This window comes from Sphingobacterium sp. HJSM2_6 (assembly GCF_049316305.1).
GTDB lineage: Bacteria > Bacteroidota > Bacteroidia > Sphingobacteriales > Sphingobacteriaceae > Sphingobacterium.
In genome coordinates this window covers 1-664 of the sequence record NZ_JBMOXB010000043.1, presented here as the reverse complement: position 1 = coordinate 664, position 664 = coordinate 1, and the positions used below count along the sequence as shown (strand labels likewise).

Below are 664 nucleotides of genomic sequence, written 5' to 3'. Positions count from 1 at the left end.
CTTTCCAATTCGAGGTCAGAAAGTTACACTTCATGTCAGGCGTAGACGCTGGACGGTAATAGAGACAGGAAAGATTATTACAAGAGATTGGAACCTTGTTCGCGAAGGTGCTCGAATGACTACGGAATTCGGGCTTTTTTTAAAGGGAATATTTGGATAACCATCCCATCAGTGCTAATCTCTTGGGGCTTTTCTTTCATATAGATGGCAAACAGCTCCAGGAACAATACAAAAATCATCTAAGTGATTTCCACGATTGGAAACAAAAAGATCATGCTGATAGTTGGACGGTATTTCCAGAGAACATATCCGAACATCTCAGCATTGATGAGACCAGTTTTAGTAATGGAGAGCTTTACACCATTGTCAGCAGCAAACTTGCCAAGGGAAGAAAAGGCACAATCCTAGCCACTATCAGAGGCACTAAGGCAGAGGAGATTATCCAAGTATTGAACCGTATTCCCATGCGCTTTAGAAACAAAGTGAAGGAAGTAACTATGGATATGGCACCTAATATGGCTAAAGCTATTCGTAGATGTTTCAGGAATGCTAAACGGGTAATTGATCGGTTTCATGTACAGAAACTTGCTTATGATGCTGTACAGGAATTGCGAATTAGATACCGATGGGAGGTGCTGGATGAAGAAAGCAAGAAAATTTCTCA

At 41.1% G+C, this 664-nt stretch carries 2 protein-coding genes; both read left to right on the top strand.

What is annotated here, in order from left to right:
• Window positions 1-7 precede the first annotated feature (7 nt).
• Window positions 8-160, top strand: coding sequence for an ISAon1 family transposase N-terminal region protein (locus tag ACFRAE_RS17720; RefSeq protein ID WP_422798501.1), 153 nt, complete (start codon window positions 8-10; stop codon window positions 158-160).
• Window positions 153-664, top strand: a 512-nt coding sequence (locus ACFRAE_RS17715; RefSeq protein ID WP_422798500.1) for an ISAon1 family transposase, incomplete at its 3' end; no start/stop codon positions are given. The genes ACFRAE_RS17720 and ACFRAE_RS17715, both read left to right, overlap by 8 nt.